The 14,982-nt window shown below is 56.3% G+C and carries 14 protein-coding genes and 2 pseudogenes; 13 read left to right on the top strand and 3 right to left on the bottom strand.

What is annotated here, in order from left to right; translation table 11 throughout:
- Positions 1 to 21: 21 nt before the first annotated feature.
- Positions 22 to 174: a hypothetical protein gene (locus tag GGE33_RS23905; protein WP_183828967.1), complete on the bottom strand. Its 153-nt coding sequence runs from the start codon at positions 172 to 174 to the stop codon at positions 22 to 24.
- Positions 175 to 244: 70 nt separating this feature from the next.
- A complete protein-coding gene (locus GGE33_RS23900; protein ID WP_183828964.1) occupies positions 245 to 640 on the bottom strand; it encodes a DUF1236 domain-containing protein in 396 nt (131 codons plus the stop codon).
- A gap of 554 nt (positions 641 to 1,194) precedes the next feature.
- Here GGE33_RS23900 and GGE33_RS23895 point away from each other — a divergent pair.
- The 11 genes and pseudogenes from GGE33_RS23895 (at position 1,195) to katE (ending at position 12,748) form a co-directional block, all read left to right on the top strand.
- Positions 1,195 to 2,655 (top strand): annotated as a pseudogene (locus GGE33_RS23895) (ISL3 family transposase).
- A 248-nt stretch (positions 2,656 to 2,903) separates the two neighbouring features.
- Entirely contained in the window at positions 2,904 to 3,218 is a 315-nt protein-coding gene (locus GGE33_RS23890) for a hypothetical protein (RefSeq protein ID WP_183828960.1), read from the top strand.
- On the top strand, positions 3,218 to 3,502 hold the full coding sequence (locus GGE33_RS23885) for a DUF1488 family protein (protein WP_183828955.1): 285 nt from the start codon (positions 3,218 to 3,220) through the stop codon (positions 3,500 to 3,502). The genes GGE33_RS23890 and GGE33_RS23885 overlap by 1 nt, the downstream gene beginning before the upstream one ends.
- A 393-nt stretch (positions 3,503 to 3,895) precedes the next feature.
- Positions 3,896 to 4,123: a hypothetical protein gene (locus GGE33_RS23880; protein WP_183828952.1), complete on the top strand. Its 228-nt coding sequence runs from the start codon at positions 3,896 to 3,898 to the stop codon at positions 4,121 to 4,123.
- A 456-nt stretch (positions 4,124 to 4,579) separates the two neighbouring features.
- On the top strand, positions 4,580 to 4,819 hold the full coding sequence (locus GGE33_RS28040) for a DUF4167 domain-containing protein (RefSeq protein ID WP_183828949.1): 240 nt from the start codon (positions 4,580 to 4,582) through the stop codon (positions 4,817 to 4,819).
- Between the two features lie 533 nt (positions 4,820 to 5,352).
- Positions 5,353 to 6,501 (top strand): glycosyltransferase family 4 protein, encoded by a 1,149-nt coding sequence (locus GGE33_RS23870; RefSeq protein WP_183828946.1) that lies wholly within the window; start codon positions 5,353 to 5,355, stop codon positions 6,499 to 6,501.
- The gene (locus GGE33_RS23865; RefSeq protein WP_183828943.1) at positions 6,498 to 8,681 is read left to right on the top strand and encodes an amylo-alpha-1,6-glucosidase; all 2,184 of its coding nucleotides are present in this window, start codon (positions 6,498 to 6,500) and stop codon (positions 8,679 to 8,681) included. The genes GGE33_RS23870 and GGE33_RS23865 overlap by 4 nt, the downstream gene beginning before the upstream one ends.
- A 273-nt stretch (positions 8,682 to 8,954) precedes the next feature.
- Positions 8,955 to 9,272, top strand: a complete 318-nt coding sequence (locus GGE33_RS23860) for a PepSY domain-containing protein (RefSeq protein WP_183828940.1) — start codon at positions 8,955 to 8,957, stop codon at positions 9,270 to 9,272.
- 29 nt (positions 9,273 to 9,301) lie between these two features.
- On the top strand, positions 9,302 to 9,904 hold the full coding sequence (locus GGE33_RS23855) for a general stress protein (protein ID WP_183828937.1): 603 nt from the start codon (positions 9,302 to 9,304) through the stop codon (positions 9,902 to 9,904).
- A 68-nt stretch (positions 9,905 to 9,972) separates the two neighbouring features.
- The gene (locus GGE33_RS23850; RefSeq protein ID WP_183828934.1) at positions 9,973 to 10,509 is read left to right on the top strand and encodes a YciE/YciF ferroxidase family protein; all 537 of its coding nucleotides are present in this window, start codon (positions 9,973 to 9,975) and stop codon (positions 10,507 to 10,509) included.
- Between the two features lie 91 nt (positions 10,510 to 10,600).
- Positions 10,601 to 12,748 carry a catalase gene (gene katE, locus GGE33_RS23845; protein ID WP_183828931.1) on the top strand — a complete coding sequence of 716 codons (2,148 nt, stop codon included), beginning with the start codon at positions 10,601 to 10,603 and terminating at the stop codon, positions 12,746 to 12,748.
- A gap of 124 nt (positions 12,749 to 12,872) precedes the next feature.
- Here the strand turns inward: katE and GGE33_RS23840 are convergent.
- Positions 12,873 to 12,986 (bottom strand): annotated as a pseudogene (locus GGE33_RS23840) (transposase); the annotation flags it as partial.
- A 182-nt stretch (positions 12,987 to 13,168) separates the two neighbouring features.
- Here GGE33_RS23840 and GGE33_RS23835 point away from each other — a divergent pair.
- Positions 13,169 to 13,852, top strand: a complete 684-nt coding sequence (locus GGE33_RS23835) for a TetR/AcrR family transcriptional regulator (protein ID WP_246436435.1) — start codon at positions 13,169 to 13,171, stop codon at positions 13,850 to 13,852.
- 179 nt (positions 13,853 to 14,031) lie between these two features.
- The gene (locus GGE33_RS23830; RefSeq protein ID WP_183828928.1) at positions 14,032 to 14,976 is read left to right on the top strand and encodes a 4-hydroxy-tetrahydrodipicolinate synthase family protein; all 945 of its coding nucleotides are present in this window, start codon (positions 14,032 to 14,034) and stop codon (positions 14,974 to 14,976) included.
- The last annotated feature ends 6 nt before the right edge of the window (positions 14,977 to 14,982 follow it).

Here is a 14,982-nt window from a genome sequence, read left to right as displayed (position 1 = left end):
TTGGGAGACTTATATAGAATATCAGCGGATTAATTCGGAAGACAGGCTCGATCCGCTCACGGGAGCCTCGGGGATGAAGCCGACGCGTGGCTGGTTAACGGGATCGTTAAGACCTATGAGCACCAACACCATTCCACCCATAATGACAAGGATGCCTGCAACAAGCGACTTCATCTTCCACCTCCCATAAGAAAATTGGTGTGGCAGATACTATCCACCACACCATCTTGGCCAAACCGACCGGTTAGTTAATCACCTGGATCACCTTGCGGCTTGAAGGCTCGACGATGACGCGCTGCTTGTTCACGATGGCGTAGGAATAGTTGGGATTGTCCGGAACCTGCTGGACGACGACGGTCGACGGAAGCGGTTCACCGACGACCACCTTTTCCTGCACGACGACGGTATCGGTGGGCATGGGAGCCTCACGAACATAAGTCACAACACGTTCCGGCGGTGGGTCAATAGCGGTTCCCGCGATTGCACCGACAACCCCGCCAACAGCTGCACCAACCGGACCGCCGACAATTGCTCCCGTCACCGCGCCGCCTGCAGCCCCGTTCACCGTGGACTGCTGCGCCAATGCACCACCTGCCACGAACATTGCGGTGGCAAAAACTACGGCTCGCTTCTTGTTCATCTGCTTTCTCCTTTTTGACCGAGGTGTTCGTCGCCCAACCAATGGAGAAGCTATCCAACAAGTTCCAGAGTGGGACTTTGTGCCCAATCCCTTGCCGATCATTACGCCTTTAGGCCTAATGTGCCGGATCCATGACAAACCGACGGCCCTCATCCAAAAGAATGAAGCCGACGGTGTGAGCAAAAGCATTTTCCAAGCCGCATTCGATCAGTTTCACTGAAAGTATCGATAGGTCGTCAGACAGCGGCAGACCGCAACAGCTGACCTGGAGATCCGCCCAATCCTCCGCGTGATGAATTGATCATGTTTCGCCAGAAGCCCGCTCCCGGCTGAAAGTTGCGTAGTTGCCGTCTCCGAACCATGCACCCTGGTCCGATGTACAAGCCGACAGCGCAACTGGAAAAGGGGCGGTATCCGACCGGCGTCAGATGAGATGCTGGCGCGGTCAGCGGGGGTGTATCCGCGCCAGCTTCCCGTCGTTGGGAAGGGCTCCCGCGGACGCCATGTAGTACGTCGAGAGCGAACGCGCGGATCTCTTCGGGCTGAGGGACCATTTGCGCGTTCCGCACACCCCTCGGTACTGCGCCATTGCCGGCCAAAAAATGTCAGAAAACAGCTGCTGCAAGAGACCTGCTGACTTACCTCTCAGTGGCCGGCGGGTGGAGCTGACGGTCGTGACGCGTCGGTTCTGGTGCGATGCCGTACTATGCGGCCGGCGTATCTTCTGCGAACAATTCGGTAACAACGTGCTGGCTCGCTATGGTCGACGCACCCAGAGGCTGGAGACGATTGTTCACCATCTCGGCCTGGCGCTTGGCGGTAGACCTGCCGCAGCATTTGCCAATCGCTTGATGGTGCCAGTGAGCAACGACACGTTATTGCGGGTGGTTCGCGGCCGTATTGGTGATCGGAACGAAGACCTCAACGTTATAGGCATCGACGACTTTGCCTTTAGGCGTGGGCAAACCTACGGCACGATTGTTTGTGACCTTGAACGGCGCAGACCCGTTACCCTGTTGCCGGATCGTGCGCTGGATACATCTCGAACATGGCTTGCCGAGCATCCGTCGATATCGATAGTCGCCCGTGATCGCGGCGGTGGCTATGGTGAGGCCATCGCAAAGGCCTTGCCCGATGCTGCGCAGGTCGCCGATCGGTGGCACCTGATGGAGAATTCCAGTCGGGCCTTCCTGGACGCTGTCGGCAAATCGATGCGGCAGATCAGGCAGGCGGTCGGCAGCAATGTCGTTGATCCCAAGCTTCTGACATACGCTGAGAAGCTGCAGTCTGAGGGATACCTACGCCGCCAGGAAACGAACGAGGCGGTCCGGGGGCTGTCGAAGAAGGGAACATCCATTCGACAGATCGTGCAGCAAACCGGCCATAGCCGTAAGCTCGTTCGCGACGTTTTAAGGGGGCAGCGTCTCGACGTATTCCGAACTCGACCCAGCTCTCTGGATAGCTGGCTGCCCTGGCTCAACAGCCGCTGGGAGGAAGGGGCACGGAATGCTTCGGCACTCTGGCGTGAGATGAAGACGAAGGGTTTTTCGGGGCAGAGTGGCGTCGTCTCGCAATGGGCATAACGCCGACGTCTTGCGGAAAAGGCCAATCAGAGCGGGCTCGCCAGGACGCCATCGGCACGGGTAATCGCCCGGCTGATGACCACTGCGCGTGATGACCTTGCAAAGGCAGAAGCCATCTTGGTAGCTGCAATTGAAGTGAACGTCCCGGAGCTTGTGGTCGCCCGTACGGCCATCGGTGACTTCCAGTCCATGATCCGCTCGAAGACAGCGCGGAAGCTCGACGAGTGGTTGGAAGCCGCTAAGAACAGCTTGGTCGGATCGTTTGCGGGCGGCGTCGAAAAAGACCTCGACGCTGTCAGGAATGCAATCATATCACCGTGGTCAAATGGGCAAACGGAAGGTCAGATCACACGCTTAAAGCTCATCAAGCGCCAGATGTACGGAAGAGCAAAGCTCGATTTGCTGCAAGCAAGACTGATCGGCGCATCGTAGGAGCGGAACGTCAGCAAATGTGCGTCAGAGCCAGTTCTCAGTGGCAATCAACAAACTAAGCATCTGAATTGCGTACGAGTAACTGCCGACTATGATGTGAATTGCGCCGAGCAACCGGGCCTCCTTCTCATTCGCGGTTTCGAGGGCGATCAATTACCACGACCCAGCCTTGTAATCGAATTTATTAGCACGACTTATAGTGCAGCGACGGCTTGTCTTCAGGGCGCTGTCGCCAAGGGCGCAGATCCTTGCCCCAACTAAAGGAGGACAGCAAGTCTTCCAATCCACCAGCAGCAGCGCAGATCGACAACGACGGCTTCAAGCTGATCCGGGACGTCTTGAGGACCGCCGGTCTTCGTGGCGTCGAAACCGATGCGAGTTCCGATATGAAGCGCGACGCACTGATCTTTCTCACCTCCGAATTTCGCAGTGGGGTCAGGACCAAAGCCAACCTATTGGACGCGCTCACTCGGCGCAGCCGGTCTTCAACGGTCGGCGCCCGGTTCGGCCGTTTTTCGAAAGAAGATGCCCTTGACCGGTGGCGGGATGAAGGTGGGCGTTGATGGGTATCAGGTTTCCGAATGAAGCTCGAAGTTTCAATGACAAGAACCGCTGTGTTCGATTTAGCGGGTACGACGGGATGTTCGAGGTCAAATTCTATCTCGCGACCGACGTACTCGCCTGTGGGAAAGCGCACAGGCACGCCAGCGAGAGCGACTACCTGACCTCGTTCGATGCGTTACGACCGAGAATTCTAAAAGTGGCCACAAGTGGCTTACTTGAAAGCGCAATCGAGTTCCATCTCCTTAAGCTTACAGGATTTCGGTTGAGCAGACTGTCTTCTTAAAGGATATGATCATGCGCCAGCCAACCATTCCAGGAACCAGCTCACCCGGCACAGCGAAAATGGTTCTGGTCAGCGACTTCGCAAGACGGTTTCGACTTGATCGGGTCGAGGAGAACAGATTACGGAAGCTTCTCGGACCAATCGCCAGAGAGACAGATCTTCTCAGAAACGCGGGCCGATAGGCGCGGATTGTGAAGGATTGGTTCGCCCTTACAGGACGGATCGCATTTTCACTTTGACAGCGGCGACTGCGATGACCTTGCAGGACTTCGTGATGTCACAGCGCATCGGGCTGGAAATAGCTCCAAAAACCGAGCGCCTTGCAAACCATGAAGGCGCGATGCGGATCACGGCTTCACTAGACAGTTCCATCTCAAGAAACGGATCTCAACCATGACGACCACTATAAAAACGGTTACCATCGATCGACCGTTTCAACTGCCTCGGATGGCCGCACCACATCCGCCAGGGACGTTCGAGCTCCAAATCGACGAGGAACCTCTCGATGTGGTGTGGGAAGCCTATCACCGAACGATGACGCTGTTCCTGACCTCGGATGGCCTGACCGAGGCATGGCCGGTGTCTGAAGAAGAACTGGACAAGGCGATGGCGTCGCATTGATTCTGACCCTCTGTTTTGGCCGCCTCACACGAGACCTTCCGGTCGGCAGACCGAACTCGGCAAGCTGCGCGTCTGGGGTCGAGAACCGTATCTGAAACTCTGGAAGGCATCCACGCCGATCAGGTGAATTAAAGGGGCGAGGCTTTGAATCTGCGCCCGATGCACTTTATGTCGGGCATTCCGACAGCGCTCTGACGGGGGCACTCCAGGGCTGCAGTCATTTTCTTAAACTCGTCGCGAATGAGTTAAGCGCAACAGATAATCATCTGCCGTGCGAGTTTATTATCGTTGGGCGGGCACAACATTAAGCCGCAATGAGAGCTTAGTCCCTTCAGCTCATGACGCCGCGCCGATGCGGCTATGTCATTGGCGCGTTCGCCGACATTCGTGGCACTCAATCATTCTCAGAAATAATTCCGTTTAAGAGGCAAGCCTTGTGAGGCTTGAAGTGTTCTTTTGAATTCATCACGCCAAAATTGCCGCCCATCGACCATCAGGCCTGCAAAGGCTCGCCTGACCGCAACCGAAACTCCTAACTGGCAGAGCCTGACCAAGCGATATGAGCAATACCTCGCTCTGGCGCGGGAAACTGCCCAGGCGGGAGACAGAATCGAGGCGGAGAATCTTTATCAGCACGCAGAACACTTCTATCGGACGGCAGCCCTCCAGAAAGCGCGTAAGCAACAATTAACATGAAGCAGCTGAAACCGGCCCGCAGGACTTTCAGGAAAAGCTTGGCTACAGATCGTCACGAGATTATCGCAATCCGTATGCTGGCAACGGCATACACGAGGTAACTGGCACAGCTGCCCCTTTCGTCAGCCTCTGGACGCTGCCTTAGCTGACGGTTGATTTCGTCTTCTGGGGGGCATGACTTTGATCATTCCGGCGGCAGCGTTTCTGCTTCGGCTACTCATGATCCAACTGCGACCACTGCGCCTTCTTCGACCGCCGGCGCGTCAATGATTGAACAGGCTAAGTTCTCGGTATCTTCACTCTCACGCCTTATGACTACGGATTGAGAGTAAAGGATGTTTACGGTGGCCAGAAACGCGAAAATTAGGCTGCAATGGCAGGTAATGCAGCGCAAAAGCCTAGTCAAACCCGCTTGTCGCTCCATATACTGCTTACGCTGTTCTTGTGCATTAGCAACGCCCTCGTGAGCGGATGCTGGCGGTCCTACGAAATATCTTGCTGGACTGGTGCTTAGCACAACAGAGAACAATCCAATGCGTATAGCGCAAGTCGCACCACTGGCGGAATCAGTTCCGCCCAAACTCTATGGCGGCACCGAGCGCGTCGTCTCCTGGCTCACGGAAGAACTTGTCGAGCAAGGTCACGATGTTACCTTGTTTGCCACCGCAGACTCAGAAACCTCTGCTGAACTCGTACGGGCCGTGCCCCAGGGCTTGCGCCTGGCGGGCATACGTGATCACACCGCAAGTCTCCTCGTGATGCTGGAAGAGGTTCGCCGCCGGGCTTCGTCATTCGACGTCATCCACTTCCATGTTGACCTACTTCAGTTTCCTAGCTTTCGAGATTCTTCGACACGGTGTTTGACGACGTTACACGGGAGGCTTGATCTGCCGGATTTTCATCCGGTCTACCGTGCTTTTCCGGAGATGCCGCTGGTCTCCATCTCGAATGATCAGCGTTTGCCGCTGCCAAACGCGAACTGGCTGGCCACCATTCAGCATGGACTTCCACAAGGACCTGCGCCAAAAAATAAACAAAAGCGCGATTATCTCGCCTTTCTAGGCCGAGTAGCGCCTGAGAAACGGCCGGACCGCGCAATCGACATTGCAAAGCGAACCGGAATTCCGCTGAAGATTGCTGCAAAGGTCGATCCAACAGACCAAGACTACTTCGATCACGTCATTCGTCCGCAGCTCGACCACCCGCTGATCGAGTTCATCGGCGAGATCGGCGATCATGAGAAACGTGATTTCCTCGGAAACGCCATTGCCCTTCTTTTCCCAATTGATTGGCCTGAGCCATTCGGCTTGGTCATGATCGAGGCAATGAGAGAAGGCACGCCGACCATCGCTTGGCGGCGAGGATCAGTTCCAGAGGTTATGGATGAGGGTGTGACTGGGTTTATCGTCGAAACGATTGAAGAAGCTGTCACAGCAGTTCATATGTCCATAACTCTTGACCGCACGGCGGTGCGGCAGCGGTTTGAACAGCGGTTCACATCTACCAAGATGGCATCGAACTACGTCGCCGAATACGAACGCCTGTCGAAACCGTCGCCCAGAATGTTTCCAAATCACCGTCCACCGGAATATGGTCTTTCGACACCCGTAGGGCCACTGACTGCCGCGACAAATCCTTCCGCTGGGGCTAGCTTGGCTTCTATTTACCGGTCCGTCTCATGACGATGGATAGTGAAGCATCGAAGAATGTAGCGGAGGAGCCCGACACCGCTCGGTACGATCTCGTAGTGGAAACCTCTCTGGTCGGTGAGTCGCTTCAAAACCTGAAGGATGGGGATAGCTTTGCCGTCTTGAATAGCCACGGAGATATTGGCAGCACAAATACCGCAGAAGGCCTATTCTGTAGGGATACGAGATTCCTCTCGAAATTAGAGCTTCGCTTTCAGGGGCGTAAGCTTTTGCTGCTCAATTCGTCCAGTCATGATGACAAGGCGGCGCTCTCCGTTGATCTTACAAACCCCGAGATCCAAGATGATTTGGGGACGCTTCCCCGAGAAACGATATTCCTGCAACGCACAAAATTCCTGTTCAAAGGCGTGTTTTACGAGCGGCTCAGCATACGGAACTTCACGACCTTCGATCGCAAGTTGACGATTGATTATCGATTCGGTGCTGACTTCCGCGACTTGTTCGAAGTCCGCGGCATAAACCGGGAGAAGCGGGGACGCGAGACGTCCCGCATAAGTGCGCCTGACAGAGTTGAGTTTCTGTATATGGGCCTTGATGACGTGGAACGGCAAACCTCGATTGCCTTCGCACCGGTTCCGAAATTCCTTGAGTCAAACCGGGCAACTTTTGAGCTCGCACTAGGACCGGGCGAGAAGACTTCAATATTTTTGACGGTTGCCTGCAATGAAGGGGAACAGGCGCTTGTGCTGGATTTCTTCCGAGCCTACCGTGCAAGCCGTCGCGCCAGGCGCACCCAAACACGAGATATTGCGACCGTGGACAGTTCAAGCGAGCTCTTCAACGAGGTCGCATGTCGTGCAATCTCTGACGTCTATATGCTAATCACCTCAACCCCATTCGGCTCCTATCCATATGCGGGGGTTCAATGGTTCAGCACGATTTTTGGACGCGACGGAATTCTCACCGCAATGTTCATGCTGTGGATGGACCCCTCAATTGCGCGGGGCGTCCTGCGCACCCTAGCTTCGATGCAGGCCAGTGAAGTCGACCCCTCATCGGATGCGCAGCCGGGCAAGATCCTTCACGAGATGCGCCGTGGCGAGATGGCCAATCTTGGCGAGGTTCCATTCGGCCGCTACTACGGAAGTGTCGATTCAACGCCTCTTTTTGTAATGCTGGCGGGGATGTATCTGGATGCCACGGGCGATTTGGAGACCGTAATCGAGTTGTGGCCCAACGTCTGCGCTGCGTTGCGTTGGATGGACGACTATGGCGACGGTGACGGCGACGGTTATGTTGAATATCAAGCCGAAAGCAACGGTAGCCTCAAGAATCAAGGCTGGAAGGACTCCCACGACTCAATCTTCCACGAAGATGGTACCGACGCAGTTGGATCAATCGCTTTGTGCGAGGTTCAGGGCTATGTATTCGCAGCCAAGCGGTTTGCAGCTCAGATGGCTGCACGGCTCGGGCACCACGGTATGGCAACCGAACTAAAAGAAGCAGCTGAAAAACTGCGTCTCCGTTTTGAAGCTGACTTCTGGGACGAGGATCTTGGGACTTACGTTATGGCACTTGACGGGATGAAGCGGCCCTGTCGCGTGCGAAGCTCTAACGCCGGACATGCACTGTTTTCCGGGATCGCTTCGCTCGATCATGCCAAGCGAGTGGCGGCAACACTTTTGAGCAGGGATGGATTTAGCGGTTGGGGGATCCGGACGCTTGCTCAGGGTGAAGCTCGATATAATCCTATGTCATACCATAACGGGTCTATATGGCCGCATGACAATGCCGCGATCGCAATCGGCTTTGCGCAATACGACCTTAAGGAGGAGGCAGCGCGCGTGTTCGAAGGTCTTTTTGACGCTGCCAAAGGGCAGGAGATGCGGCGTCTGCCTGAGTTATTTTGTGGCTTTATCCGGAAACCAGGTCGAGGTCCGACGCTATATCCGGTTGCCTGCTCTCCGCAGGCATGGGCCGCTTCAGCCACCTTCGGAATTCTGGGGGCGTGTCTTGGTCTCGAGCAGGCCCACAGTGAGAATGAAATCCGCTTCCGTAAAGCGACCATGCCACGATTCTTGGATGAGATTGTCCTGCGGAATGTTCAGATCGGCTCATCTTCAGCCGATTTTCGAATGCATCGGTACGGAAACGACGTGGCAACGAATGTTCTGGATCGAAGGGGAGATGCTAAGATCCACATCGTTAAGTAGCGCGTTGGTGGTGGCATGCTCTGGATCGTATTCTCCCGGTCAGTGTGGTGCTGCCATCAAATCTAGCGGCAAGCCTGCAATCCTGATCGTGGTAGAGCGATAAGAGCTGACCCCCTCCGTGAGGCGGGCGGGCAGCCCTTAGCGCAGACGATGCTGCAGGCTCTAGTCCCGACGGCAATCACAATTTCCGGCTTATTTCGGAACGAAACTGCTCGGCAGAGGTTAGATGCTAACGGGTCTGTGAATACAGGTCCGATACGAGAGGAAGCTTCAGTGAAAAACATAATTCTTGCCGCGGCGCTCATAAGCGCGTCCGCTCTATCAGCGCATGCCCAGACGACACCGGCCGCTAACTCGAGCGGTGACACCCCGGCCGTAACAACGCCCGAGTCCAGGAATGCGACCGCACCCGTCGAGGGCGCCAATAGCTTCACTCAGGATCAGGCAAAATCCCGCATTGAGAAGGCAGGCTTCTCCGACGTCAAGAACCTGAGGAAGGACGACAAGGGCATCTGGATGGCTGCCGGCATGAAGGACGGAAAATCCGTCAATGTCGCGCTCGACTACCAGGGCAACGTCGTTGCCAAATAATTCAACACATTCAATAGGAAATTTTGATCATGAAAACTGTAACAGGACTTTTCGATGACTATTCCGACGCTAGTGCCGCTGTCAGCGCGCTGGAATCCGCCGGCGTGCCATCCAAGGATATCAGCATTGTTTCCAACAATGTCGACAACCGCCATGCGGACACGTCGAACGCGGCAGAAAGTGCCGGCACGGGCGCTGGTATCGGCGCAGCCGTCGGCGGTGCGGGCGGTCTGCTGACAGGTCTCGGCCTGATGGCCATTCCCGGTGTAGGCCCCGTTGTGGCGGCCGGTTGGCTGGCGGCAACCGCCGCGGGCGCTGTCGCGGGTGCGGTTGCCGGAGGTGCGACGGGCGGTATCATCGGCGCCATGACAAACTCGGGCGTGTCTGAAGAGGATGCGCATGTCTACGCCGAAGGTGTTCGCCGCGGCGGTTCGCTGGTAACCGCAAAGGTGGACGAAGCACTCGCTCCCGAAGCCGAGGTAATCCTGGAGCGCTCGAACTGGGTTGATCCGGCTGAGCGCCGCGCGTCCTATAAAGAGCACGGCTGGACCAGGTTTGACGATACGCTCGATCCTTACAAAGCTAACGAAGTCGAAGAGGAACGCGGCCGTTACCGCAACGCTGCACTCTGATCCAGATCGCGTCCCTTACGGCCGCAACATCTAGCATTCGCATAGATTTTCAACCTAAGGATACTCAAATGGCTACCGAAAAGACATTGAACGACCTCTTTCTTGACACCCTCAAGGATATCTATTTTGCGGAAAAACAGATCCTGAAGGCTCTGCCAAAGATGGCGCGTGCCGCTCAGTCGGAAGAAGGCAAAGCCGGCTTCCTGCAGCACCGTGACGAGACCCAAGGCCAGATCGAACGTCTCGAACAGATCTTCGAACTCCTCGGCAAGCCGGCCCGCGGCAAGACCTGCGAAGCCATCCAGGGCATCCTCGCTGAAGGCGAAGAGATCATGGAAGAATACAAGGGCACAGCGGCGCTCGATGCCGGCCTCATCTCTTCGGCTCAGGCCGTCGAGCACTACGAGATCGCTCGCTACGGCACATTGAAATCCTGGGCCAAGCAGCTCGGCATGAAGGAAGCCGTCACCTTGCTCGATGCCACCCTGCAGGAAGAGATCGCCACTGACCAGAAGCTGACGGCCCTCGGTGAAGGGACAGCCAATGCCAAGGGCACGGGCGACGCCTCAGCCAGCGCCAAACCTGCGCTGAAAAAGGCCAGCTAAACTCCCTCAGCAAATGATCAGGCCGCCTTTCAAGGCGGCCTTTTTGCTTTCAAGTCGCCCATTTTCACACCCCTGTCCAGGAGCTTGACCCATGGCCAAAATACCAGCGACTGCGTCCGCAGATCCGAAGTTTGTCACCGCGACTATCCACGATCAGAAACTGACGCGTGGTGCGGGTGGGGAGCTTCACCAGCCCGCCGATGGCGACACGCCGGTGATGACCACTGCCCAAGGCGGCCCGGTGGCCGACGATCAGAACTCGCTTCGTGTCGGTCCACGTGGTCCGCTTGTCGTCGATGACTTTCATTTCCGGGAAAAAATGTTCCACTTCGACCACGAGCGAATTCCCGAACGCGTTGTGCATGCCCGCGGCTATGGAGCTCACGGTTATTTCGAGACATACGAGTCCTGCGCCAAATACACCCGCGCCGACTTTCTCCAGCGCCCCGGCGAGAAGACACCTGCGTTCGTGCGATTCTCGACGGTCGCCGGCAACAAGGGTTCTGCCGATCTGGCGCGCGACGTGCGCGGTTTCGCGGTGAAGATCTACACGAAGGAGGGCAACTGGGATCTCGTTGGCAACAACATCCCTGTCTTCTTCATTCAGGATGCCATCAAATTCCCCGATCTCATCCATGCCGCAAAGCAGGAACCGGATCGGGCCTTTCCGCAGGCGCAGACCGCGCACGACAATTTCTGGGATTTCATCAGCCTGACGCCGGAAAGCATGAACATGATCATGTGGATCATGTCGGACCGTACGATACCGCGCTCGCTCCGTTTCATGGAGGGCTTTGGCGTCCATACGTTCCGATTTATCAACGACAAGGACGAATCCACCTTCGTCAAGTTCCACTGGAAACCGAAGCTCGGTTTGCAGTCAGTTGCATGGAACGAGGCGGTCAAGATCAATGGCGCCGATCCGGATTTCCATCGCCGCGATCTTTGGAACGCTATCCAGTCAGGGAATTTCCCCGAGTGGGAACTGCAGGTCCAGCTCTTCGACGAGGTATTTGCCGACAGCTTCGACTTCGATGTCCTCGACCCCACAAAGATCATTCCGGAAGAAATCTTGAAGCCGGTGCCAATCGGGCGGCTGGTGCTTGACCGGATGCCCGACAACTTCTTTGCGGAGACCGAGCAGGTCGCGTTTATGACCCAGAACGTGCCGCCAGGGATCGACTTTTCCAACGATCCGCTGCTGCAAGGCCGTAACTTCTCCTATCTCGACACGCAGCTGAAACGGCTGGGCGGACCGAATTTCACCCATCTGCCGATCAACGCACCGAAGTGTCCCATGCATAATTTCCAGCAGGATGGTCATATGGCGATGCGCAATCCGGTTGGACGCACCAACTACCAGCCAAACTCGCACGGCGAGGGACCACGGGAATCGCCAACGCGCGGTTACCGACATTTCGCGTCTGAGGAACAGGGGACAAAGGCACGGTTACGGCCAGAAAGCTTTGCCGACCACTATAGCCAGGCGCGCCAGTTCTACATCAGCCAGACAGGTCCCGAGCAGCGCCATATCGCGTCCGCCCTTACCTTCGAACTTAGTAAGGTCGAAGCGCTTGTCATCCGCGAACGTATGGTCGCGCATTTGCTCAACATCGATGAAACGTTGGCGACAACGGTTGCCCAGAAGCTCGGCTTCAAGACCATTCCTAAGCCTGCTGATGCGGCCATGCCGACCCGTCAGGACCTCGACCCCTCGCCTGCACTTAGCATTGTTGAGCGCGGACCCGAGCGCTTCGAAGGCCGCAAACTTGGAATCCTGGTTACCGACGGTGTTGACGCAAAGCTTCTGGAGGGTCTGACCGATGCCATCACCGCGGAAAAAGGTGTCGTCGAGCTGATCGCGTCGAAGGTCGGTGGCGTGACAGCGTCCGATGGTATGCTGGTCGAAGCACAACATATGATCGACGGCGGCCCATCAGTGCTGTTTGATGCGGTTGCTTTGTTAACATCCGCAGCCGCAATCGAAGATATCGTCAACGAGGCTGCAGCACGCGACTTCGTCGCCGACGCCTTCCAGCATTGCAAGTTCATCGGCTACGACCCATCGGCATTGCCGCTTCTGGCCAAAGCCGGTGTTGCGGATGCCTTGGACGAAGGTATCCTTGCACTGCCCGGGCAAGAAGGACCATCCGCGTTCGTGGCAGAACTCGGCAAGCTGCGTGTCTGGAGCCGCGAGCCGTCTGTGAAGCTCGGCAAAGCGTCGCCTTCAGCAACGTGAGACGAAACAGGTGCGGCGTCCGTCGCAACCATCAACTTGAATCGCTGAGCGGTCGACGAGCATTGGCCACTCAGTCCATCATCTAACTTTTCCAGGATACGAGCACTTCTTTCACTCGCAGAGAAGAGTGCTGGCTGACGCCGAGACGCAGCGAAACCTCCGCGACCTGATAGCCGCGCTCCGCGATCTGAGGCACAGCGTCTCGCTTAAATTCTTGGCAGAAATTCGATGTGCTCATAATGCTCTTCCTGCCTCAAAATGAAAGAAGGCGCCCACAAATCTAGGGGCTGTTTAGCTCGGATTTAAGGAAGCCTTGTGATTGTCTCAGGGTGGCAACGTGCGCGCGCCCCGTGCTATATGCCTGGTTTGCTTCAGGTCGTTCCGTTTCTGGGTGCCCTGCTGTTCGAGGGGATGATGACGATGGTACGGAAGGCGTCTGGGTCGACTGCAGCTAGGCAGGCAATGATGGAACCGCGTGAGCGGATTATTGCATCGGCACGCGATGTCTTCATCGAGCAGGGGCTCGATCTTGCGACTGTGCGAGAAATCACCTTGCGCGCCGAGGTAAATGTTGCGGCGATAAGTTACTATTTTGGGTCCAAAGACGAACTGATCAGCGAAGTTCTGAACATCATGATGGAACCTTACACGAGTGCTCGTATCGTAGCCCTCGACGCTTGTGAGGCTTCAGCGGCTCCGGCATACCCGTCGCTTGCCAAGGTTGCCGAAGCGCTGGTGCGCCCCATGGTCGAGTTCAGCCGTGATGCCGATGGTGCGCGTCCGTTGACCCGGTTGATCCTGCAGATCCGGTCTCGTCCTCGAGAAATGACGACGCGTTTCTTCGTTCGGCGTGTAGATCCAGCCGTGTTCCGCTTCATCGATGCCTTTAGCCGAGCGGTACCCTCGCTGACGAGAGCCGACATCTTCTGGCGCTACAATTTTTCCATCGGTGCCATCATGCAGGTTCTGATCGACTCGGACCACGCATCATTCAGATTGAAGCAGCTTTCCGGCGGGCTTTGCGACACGGATGACGATGAGCAGATTATCTCTCAGCTGACTGCATATATCTGTGCTGGCTTTCAGGCGCCGCCGGTCGTTTAGCCGTCGACGCATGGTCGTTTTAGGCCGGCATGGGCTGGAAGGCATATTCTTCCACCAATGCCCGAATTGTGGGCAAACTTTGCCTCTCAATCCAGCAAAGTGATTATTCAAAGTCGTTGACGTCGCCCCAATTGAAACTATGTTTGAAACATTGTTTATATTCTAACGGAGCAGTCAAAATGTCCGCAGCAGCCAGGAAGATTACCGGTTCTTTCGTCGCTCTCATCACGCCGTTCGACCGCTCCGGCGGCGTGGATATCGGCGCTTTCCGCGAGCTTCTGCAGTTTCACGAAGCGAATGGCACCGCAGCAGTCCTGATCATGGGCTCGACCGGCGAAGTGTCGATGCTGTCGCAGGACGAAAAGCGTAAGATCATTGTCGAAACCGCCAAAATGAAGTCGGAAAAGATGCCGATTTTCTTCGGCTGCACCGGCAACAACACCGATGTGACCATCGACAACGTGAAGTTTGCCAAGGACAACGGTGCCGATGGTGCGATCCTCGCAGCTCCGGCATATATCTGCGCGCCTGAAGCCGATATCGAGCGTTACTTCCTTGAAATTGCGGATGCCACCGATCTGCCGCTCGGCCTCTATAACAACCCGCCGCGCGTCAAGAGCGACCTGCATTGGGATCACCTGCTGCGCATCTTCAAGCATCCGAACTACGTGATTCACAAGGAATCCACCGCGCGCGTTGGCCAGGTGGCACAGGTGCTGGCTGCGCGTCCGGACGTATCCGTCATGTGCTGCGATAGCCCGAACCTCGGCCTCGTTGTCCCGACGATGAGTCTCGGTGGTCATGGCACGGCAAACATGAGCGGCAATATTGCGCCTGCTGAAGTCGCCGTCATGTCGCGTCCCTGGACGAGCTATGCCGAAGCCGAAGGTTTCAAGGATGCCTATCTGCGTCTCCTGCCGCTCCTCCACTTCAACTACTCGGCCATCAATCCGGTTGCCGTGAAGTCGCTGATGAAGGCTGTCGGCCTGCCGGCCGGCGAGCTGCGTCGTCCCCTGACCGGTCTCGAAGGCGAAGCGCTTGCCCGTGGGGTTCGCATTGTGCAGGAACTCGGGCTCGACAAGGTCTATGGCTGGAAGATCAATCCGGCAGCACTCGCAGCCTGAGGAGCT

This window comes from Aliirhizobium cellulosilyticum (genome assembly GCF_014198105.1).
Lineage (GTDB): Bacteria > Pseudomonadota > Alphaproteobacteria > Rhizobiales > Rhizobiaceae > Neorhizobium > Neorhizobium cellulosilyticum.
This window is presented reverse-complemented; position numbering and strand designations above follow the sequence as displayed.

Excerpts from the sequence above, each read along its gene's own strand:
- GGE33_RS23905 (WP_183828967.1), bottom strand. The coding sequence starts at position 174 with ATGAAGTCGCTTGTTGCAGGCATCCTTGTCATTATGGGTGGAATGGTG.
- GGE33_RS23900 (WP_183828964.1), bottom strand. The coding sequence starts at position 640 with ATGAACAAGAAGCGAGCCGTAGTTTTTGCCACCGCAATGTTCGTGGCA.
- GGE33_RS23885 (WP_183828955.1), top strand. The coding sequence starts at position 3,218 with ATGGGTATCAGGTTTCCGAATGAAGCTCGAAGTTTCAATGACAAGAAC.
- GGE33_RS23880 (WP_183828952.1), top strand. The coding sequence starts at position 3,896 with ATGACGACCACTATAAAAACGGTTACCATCGATCGACCGTTTCAACTG.
- GGE33_RS23870 (WP_183828946.1), top strand. The coding sequence starts at position 5,353 with ATGCGTATAGCGCAAGTCGCACCACTGGCGGAATCAGTTCCGCCCAAA.
- GGE33_RS23865 (WP_183828943.1), top strand. The coding sequence starts at position 6,498 with ATGACGATGGATAGTGAAGCATCGAAGAATGTAGCGGAGGAGCCCGAC.
- GGE33_RS23855 (WP_183828937.1), top strand. The coding sequence starts at position 9,302 with ATGAAAACTGTAACAGGACTTTTCGATGACTATTCCGACGCTAGTGCC.
- GGE33_RS23850 (WP_183828934.1), top strand. The coding sequence starts at position 9,973 with ATGGCTACCGAAAAGACATTGAACGACCTCTTTCTTGACACCCTCAAG.
- katE (WP_183828931.1), top strand. The coding sequence starts at position 10,601 with ATGGCCAAAATACCAGCGACTGCGTCCGCAGATCCGAAGTTTGTCACC.
- GGE33_RS23835 (WP_246436435.1), top strand. The coding sequence starts at position 13,169 with ATGGTACGGAAGGCGTCTGGGTCGACTGCAGCTAGGCAGGCAATGATG.
- GGE33_RS23830 (WP_183828928.1), top strand. The coding sequence starts at position 14,032 with ATGTCCGCAGCAGCCAGGAAGATTACCGGTTCTTTCGTCGCTCTCATC.